This window comes from Mycobacterium sp. (genome assembly GCF_049280035.1).
Taxonomy (GTDB): Bacteria; Actinomycetota; Actinomycetes; order Mycobacteriales; family Mycobacteriaceae; genus Mycobacterium.
Map to the genome: position 1 here is coordinate 1 of NZ_JBAPPI010000598.1, position 7,232 is coordinate 7,232.

At 64.7% G+C, this 7,232-nt stretch carries 5 protein-coding genes, 1 pseudogene and 1 riboswitch; of the genes and pseudogenes, 2 read left to right on the forward strand and 4 right to left on the reverse strand.

What is annotated here, in order from left to right; all coding sequences use genetic code 11:
• The 4 genes and pseudogenes from istA to WAN71_RS19415 form a co-directional block, all read right to left on the reverse strand.
• Positions 1 to 1,399 (reverse strand): IS21 family transposase (gene istA / locus WAN71_RS19400; protein ID WP_422226886.1); only part of this gene is annotated, 1,399 nt, incomplete at its 3' end.
• A gap of 407 nt (positions 1,400 to 1,806) precedes the next feature.
• Positions 1,807 to 3,405: an NRAMP family divalent metal transporter gene (locus tag WAN71_RS19405; RefSeq protein ID WP_422226889.1), complete on the reverse strand. Its 1,599-nt coding sequence runs from the start codon at positions 3,403 to 3,405 to the stop codon at positions 1,807 to 1,809.
• An 86-nt stretch (positions 3,406 to 3,491) separates the two neighbouring features.
• On the reverse strand, positions 3,492 to 4,784 hold the full coding sequence (locus tag WAN71_RS19410; protein ID WP_422226890.1) for a magnesium transporter MgtE N-terminal domain-containing protein: 1,293 nt from the start codon (positions 4,782 to 4,784) through the stop codon (positions 3,492 to 3,494).
• Positions 4,785 to 4,806: 22 nt separating this feature from the next.
• Positions 4,807 to 5,283 (reverse strand): annotated as a pseudogene (locus WAN71_RS19415) (ATP-binding protein).
• Positions 5,284 to 5,355: 72 nt separating this feature from the next.
• A riboswitch (M-box (ykoK) riboswitch) is annotated at positions 5,356 to 5,526 on the forward strand.
• Positions 5,527 to 5,816: 290 nt separating this feature from the next.
• Between WAN71_RS19415 and WAN71_RS19420 the strand changes: the two are divergent.
• Together WAN71_RS19420 and WAN71_RS19425 are read left to right on the forward strand one after the other, a co-directional pair.
• Positions 5,817 to 6,116 (forward strand): PE family protein, encoded by a 300-nt coding sequence (locus tag WAN71_RS19420; protein WP_422226887.1) that lies wholly within the window; start codon positions 5,817 to 5,819, stop codon positions 6,114 to 6,116.
• A 40-nt stretch (positions 6,117 to 6,156) separates the two neighbouring features.
• Positions 6,157 to 7,232 (forward strand): PPE family protein (locus tag WAN71_RS19425; RefSeq protein ID WP_422226888.1); only part of this gene is annotated, 1,076 nt, incomplete at its 3' end.

Genomic DNA, 7,232 nt, shown 5'->3' on the forward strand with positions numbered 1-7,232 from the left:
CGGCGATGACATCGGCGTGCCGCATGTGGCGGTGCAACAACAGCACATCGATCAACGCCCTCGTGCCCGCGGCGTCGCCGTGCGCTCTACGGGCCGCAGCCCAAAACGCTTCATGGGTGGCGGTGAAGGCGCCGGCCGCGCGTGCCTGCACCAAGGCGGTAGCTCCCGGCAGAGCGCCGGGCTTAATTTTCAGCACCTCCAGATAGTGATCCAGCTCAAGGACTTGGGCGCCTTTACGGATCGAACGCTGATGAAGCGCAATTACGGTGCTGCCATCGAAGACCAGCAGCTCATTGGAGCGCAGCCGCACCCGCACACGGCGGCCGATGAACCGCGCCGGCACCGAATACTGACTGCTGCGCACCATGATTCGCCCATGCCGATCCACCCGAGGCTCCAGCAGCAGCCCCGGTTCGAACCGCTCGGCCGGCAACGCCCGCAGCAGCGGCTGCTCGACGGCGAAGTCTTCACCGACAGTGCGGATGCGGTGCCCGATCCGGCGATCTTCATCGTCACGGTCGGCGCGAGCCAACTGCTCGTTGAGCTCGGTCAGCGACGTCACTTTCGGGACGGGGACCAGGTGGTTGCGGCGGAAGCGTCCGCCCTCACCCTCGACACCGCCTTTTTCGTGGGCTCCGGCGACTCCAGGGATACAGTAAAACGCCTCGAAGCCCTGATGGGATCGAAACAAGACCCAGCGCTGGTTTTCGATCCGGCCGCGATCACCGAAGAGCACCCGCGTCACGGCGGATTTCAAATTGTCGTAACGGATGTGGCCGGTGGGGACGCCGCCGAATTCGTCGAACGCCTCGAGGTGACCTTCTAGGAATGCTTCCTGGGATTGGGTCGCATAGACCCGGTGCACCGCCTTGCCGGACATCGACAGCCGCATCGTGAACAGGAAGCACTTCGTGCGCCCCTCCGGCAGATCGACATAAAGCTCGGCGAAATCGACCTCAGCCTCACGCCCCGGTTCATGGGTTTGCGGCACGAACGCCTCAACGAGGTGATCGCCTGTCTCAGCGGCGATTTCGGATCGTCGTTTAGCGACATAGTCGCGCAACGTCGAATACGACAGCAGGTCTGCGGCGTCGTGTTCGTCAATCAGCCGGGCCAAAATCCGGCGAGCGGTGTGTCGCTGCTTGCGCGGGGCATCACGATCAGCCCGCAACATGTCATCAATCGCCTCGACGAACGGGTCAATCTTGCGAGACCGCCACCGCCGCGGCGCCGGTGGCGGCGGCTGCGCCGAGATCAACGCCTGCCGAACAGTGCGACGATGCACCCGATGCCGCTTGGCCAGCGCCCGCACCGACAACCCATCGTCTCGGCAATCGCGTCGGATCTGTGCGAACAACTCCACCCTCGACCCCGCTCTGGCTCCTGCCACCGTCGTCATATCGTGACGATGAAGTGGGGCCACTCAAACCTGACACAACCCGCCCGGCGAGTCGCAGTGGAGCCACCCAAACCTGACACTCCACGACCAGACGGGGCCACCCAAACCTGTCACACTCAGGAAGGGGAATTTGCCCCGGTGTGGGTATCTCGCACTCTCAACAGGGTCGTGGTGGTTGCGGATAGTCAGGCAGGTGCATGGCCTGGAACACGAACTTCTATAGCGCGCAACGTGTCCCGGGCCCAGCGTCAGATCTACACCGTCGAGGACCCCACGTGCTCACATTGATCCAGCAGATTTTCGCCCACATCGCCCTTGCTCCGGCGAGCAACCCAGCCAACTCCGTGACGAGAACAGTGTCTGGTCGAAGCGGAGATAGCCGAAGACATTGCCACAGTTCGCAAATGCTATCCGCGGCTGAGCTCGACGGCTTTGACCACCAGCAGCAGCGCGCCGATAACCAGGTAGCCGCGCAGCGCGATCATGCCGAGCCGGGTCCCAGGTGACCAGGTGACCGGCTCTAGCAGGGCAAGGGGCGGCATCCGCCAGGTGTTGCGGTCGACGGGGCGCGCGGGGAATTGTGGCGCCGGCGGTGCGGGTTGGCGGCGGGCCAACCAACGCAGCACCGGCACGGCGGCGACGCCGAGTATGACCAGGGCCAGAGCCAAGTAGCCGGCGACCGCGACGACGTTGAGGTTGGGGAACATGGTGGTGGCCATCAGGATCCCCGACAGCAGCAGCAGCGTACCGACGATCAGTGCGGCGACCCAGTTGAGCCAGGTCCGATTGACCCAGGGCCCCAACACTTCCCGGTCATTGCACAGCAGCAGCAGAAACACGCTGGCGCTGGGCAACAGCAGACCGGCAAGGGCCTGTACCGCGGTGGTGATCAAACCGAGCGGAGCACCGGGAATCAGCACGATGGCCGCGGCCAACACCACCATTGCCGTGTAGGACAGGTAGAACTGTTTGGCGTCGGCGAACCCGCGGTGCAGCGAGTGCTTCAGACCGAACACGTCACCGAAGGCGTAGCTCGTGGCCAGGGTCACTGCGGCCGCGCCGATGATCGAGGCGTCGATCAGCACGATCGCAAACACCGAGCCAAGCACCGCGCTGTGTTGGCCGAGCAGGCGGGCGATGGCGCCGGCGTCGGTGAAACGACCCGCGGTGTTGGTCGACCGCGCCGCCCAATCGCCGGTCATCACCAACGCGGCGGCGCCAACCACCACGACGAAGGCCCCGAGTACGGTGTCGACGCGTTCATAGGCGATGAATCGGGGCGTGATGCGTTTGTCGACGATGTTCGACTGCTGAAAAAACAGCTGCCAGGGTGCCACAGTGGTGCCGACGATGGCGATGATCAGCAATACCGCATCCGAGCTCATGCCACCCGAAATGCTGGGCAGCACAAACGACTTCGCAGCATTCCCCCATTGCGGGTGCGACATCAGCAGCATCGGGATCTGCGCCAGGGTGATGGCGATGAAGACGAACATGGCCCGCTCCCACCGCCGGAAGCTGCCGCTTGCCATGATCGCGACCAGCGCCGCCGCCGTGATCGGCACCACAAGGTACTTGGAGACGCCGATGTACTCGGCGGCCAGGCTGATACCGATGAACTCGGTGACGATCGTCAGGAAGTTCAGCAGGAACAGGTCGCCAACAGAAAACCAGCCCCAGCCTCGGCCGAAACGTTCGTTGATCAACCGGGCATGCCCAACCCCGGTGACCGCGCCGAGCCGGACCACCATTTCCTGGTTGACGATGAGCACCGGGATCAACAGCAGCAGCACCCACAACAGGGAGTAGCCGTAGTTCTGGCCGGCCTGAGCGTAGGTGGCCACCCCACCGGCGTCGTTGTCGCCGACCATCACGATGATCCCGGGACCGACGATGGCCAGCAGGGTCATCAGCCGGGTCTTCATCGTCCGGCGATGCTCGGTCTCGGCGATGCTGATGCGCCCGAACGCGCCCTCGATATCACCCAGATGGGCGGTGTCGAGCACCGCGGTGCGCCGCGCCGTGGCCTGCTCGGCGCGGCCAGCCTCGACCGCTGGCGCCCCGGGGTGGGTGACGCTGTCGTCGCCTGAGCTCACGGTGCCCCACCCCTGGGTATAGCCGTGTTGCGGTCATCGCCGGGCTGGGTGATCGCGCGGATGGGGCGGGGGGCGGGTTCGCGGCGTCGCCAGTCCTCCGGGATGGTGGCCTCCAGCACGTCGTCGACGGTGACCACCCCGAGCACGCGGTCCTGCTCGTCGACTACGGGGATGGAGTAGAGGTTGAAGTCGGCCATCAACAGTGCGATGTCGGTCAGATCGGCGGCGGCGCTCACCCGCACCGGGTCGGAATCCATGAGTGTCCCAACACTTTCACCGGGCTCGGCTTGCAACAGGGCGATTACTGAAACCACACCGGCCAGGCGTTTGTCCCCATCGAGAACATGCATCTTGATCAGCGCCTCGGGCTGTACGGCGCGGGCGGCGGCGATCAGCTCAAGCGCCTGGGCCGCGGTTGTGGTGGCGGCGCACGAGACGAAATCGACGTTCATCAGCCCGCCGGCGCTTTCCGGGTTGAACCCCATCAGGGTGATCACCTTGGTGCGCTGCGGCGCGGGCATCAGGTCCAGCACGCGCCGGCGTCGCGGTTGGCGCAGGTCTGCGATCGCGTCGGCGGCATCGTCGGCGCGCATCCGGCCCAGCAACGCGGCGACTTCATCATCGGGCATGCTATCGAGCAGCCGGCTGGCCTTCTCGGGGTCGAGTTCTTCGAAAACGTCGGCTTCCAACTCCGGGTCGCTGTGGACCCGATCAAGGATCTCGCCGCCCTCGGCCTTATCAGCGTTCTCGATAAGATCGGCAATCTCGGCGGGTTTGAACCCCCCGACCCGGCCCCAATGACGGCGCAGGGCATCGGAGTGCGCGTGGCCGATTAGCGGTTCGAATGCTTTCCAATCGCGGGGCGCGTGCACGCCGGAAGCCTTTATCAGCCCGAAAAACCTTGCTGGGCGGCGGGTATCCAGCCGCGCAAGCACCCACCCGGCGCCGGTATCTTCCAGCTCGACGTCATAGGCGTGCACCAGCTCCACGGCGGCCACATCGATCAACCGGTGCCCCAGCAGATCGGCGCGCAACAACACCTCACCATCGCGGCGCTCAAAACCACGAAGGTCAACCTTGTTCCTGGCCAACACAACCCGGCCCGGGGAGAACTCGTCAATCGATTCGCTGCCGATAAAGAGACGCCGCCGGCCGACCCCGGCCACAATCCCGGTCACCAGCGGATACTCATCGACGCCGCGCAGCCGCACGATCACGTCCTCCACCCGGCCCACAGCCTCGCCGGAACCGGCCTGCACCGGCGCGCGCAGCAGCTCTGAGAGATGGATTACCGGCAGCCCGACGCCATGCTCAGCCGCCGTCCCTGATTTGATCACTTGCTTGTCCCTCCTCACAGTGCCCGTTAGACCCCCGCGAGCAGACTGCAAGGGGACCATGCGTCACGATGCCATGTGCGGGTATGGCGTTTCGTCGTTTGACCAGCTCGGCCGCAGAGCGTACGCCGCGGTCGCCACGAGCGGCTGCGGCCAAGGTAAACGGCGGGCAGCCATTGGGAAGACACACGCCCGCGGGATTTCGCGTATTACGGTGCGCGGCGGGCTCGGGTGCGGTGGAATCACCTGTGAGGGTGAGGACTTGGGTGTGGTGCACCAGCCGGTCGATTATGGCGGCGGCCACACCATCGTCGGAAGGCGTCTCTCCCCAACGCCCAAACGGCATTACTCGTCACCATGATCGACCCTTGCTCATACGCGAGGCAATCAGCTGGAAGAGCAGGTTGGCCGCGTCCTGATCGAACGGTATAAAGCCAACCGCGTCGATGATAATTAGTAGTTGGTCTCTTGCGAGGTCCGCGCGCTGGGTTGACTACCGTCGCTGTTGGTGGAACTATTGCCGATGCAAGCACCTCGCTAGGTGAGGCGTCTGCACGGATATAGGCCACTGACCTCGAACGTCGAAAGACGCCCAGGGTCAGGACAGCTCCTCCCGGGTTAAGGGTTGAGCCCAAGTGGCTTCCGGCTCAGCCGGATACGCCGTGCAGTGCCAAAGCTCTGACGAGAGGGGTGCAGCGACCGGCTGATGTTGCCGGATTCGCCTCATCCCGCGTGCAACGTGTTGGCACCCCTGTGTGCCCTGGCCGTGAGGAGGTGAGGCGAAGTGAGTCCAAGTGATAGTCCATATCCGAGACCGGTGACCATTTCGTTCGGATCCGGCCCCGGCACCCTCTCCATCATCTGAATCGGCTTGCGCCGCTTCACTTAACGCACGCACGCTTCGTTTCTTAGGCGTGCGCGCGATCTCGTCGTGCTCTGGCGCGACCACCGCCGTGGTTCACCCTGCTTTGCCAAAGGAGAAGTCCGATGTCTTTCGTGACTACACAGCCAGAAATGCTGACCGCAGCAGCCAACCAGCTGCAAGGTATCGGCACCGCTATTGCTGCCCAGAACGCGGCAGCCGCAGCCCCGACGACCGGGGTGATTCCTGCCGCTGCCGATGAGGTTTCAGCGCTGACCGCGGCGCAGTTCGCCAGCCACGCTCAGACGTATCAGACGGTGAGCGCCCAAGCTGCGGCTATGCACGACATGTTCGTGCGCGTCTTGAGCGCAAGTGCAGGTTCGTATGCGACCACCGAGGCAGCGAACGCGGTCGCAGCCCTCTGAGAGACATCGCAGCCCACCTAGAGACCAGGGGAGGTGCACCATGCTGGACTTTGCGGCACTGCCACCCGAAATCAATTCGGCCAGAATGTATTCAGGCGCCGGCTCATCGCCGATGCTGGCCGCTGGTGCTGCCTGGAACCAGCTGGCAGCTGAGATGCGCTCGGCGGCAGCCTCTTACAGCTCCGTTGTCTCGAGTCTGACCGGCAGCAGCTGGCAGGGCCCGGCGTCGACGTCGATGGCGGACGCGGCCGCACCCTACGCGGCGTGGATGAACACCACTGCCGCGCAAGCCGAGCAGACAGCTGCGCAGGCGCAAGCGGCGGTGACCGCCTACGAATCGGCGTTTTCCATGACCGTCCCACCTGCGGTCATCGCCGCCAATCGCGCTCAGCTGGCCTCGTTGGTGGCGACCAACATCTTGGGGCAAAACACTCCGGCGATCGCGGCCACCGAGGCCCTGTACGGAGAAATGTGGGCTCAGGACGCCGCGGCGATGTACGGCTACGCGGGTTCGTCGGCGGCGGCTTCGCAGTTGACTCCGTTCAGCGAGCCGGCCCAGACCACCAATGCAAGCGGACTGGCCGGCCAAGCCGCGGCCGTGGCCCAAGCCTCCGGTACCTCGACGAGCAACGCCACCAGCGCTTCGACGACCACCGGGCTGTCGTCGTTGCTGGGGAACCTCACGTCATCCACGGGTTCTTCGTCATCATCATGGTCAACGGAGCTGGCGAATTTGCTGAGTAACTCAGACAATTCGGCACTTGGAACTTTCCTGAACGGCAACTTCTTCAGCACCGCGGTAACCAACGGAGCACTCGCGGGTGGGGCGTTCAACCCGCAATTCCTGCTGCAGACGTTGGCGGGTTTCAGCTATCTGCAAGATGCGAAGGCTGCCACGGGATCATCGGGGTTGTTGAACCTGTTCAATCCGGGTGCGCTGGGGTCGACAGGCGGTTCAGGTCTGGGCGGCGTGGGATCAGGGGTGTCGGCCGCGATGGGCGAGGCGGGTCGCGTTGGGGCGCTATCGGCGCCGCCCAGCTGGTCTGCGGTCGCCCCGACAAGCCCGATCGCCTCGGCGCTCGGCCGCACCCCGCTTACCGCGCCTGAGACCACGAC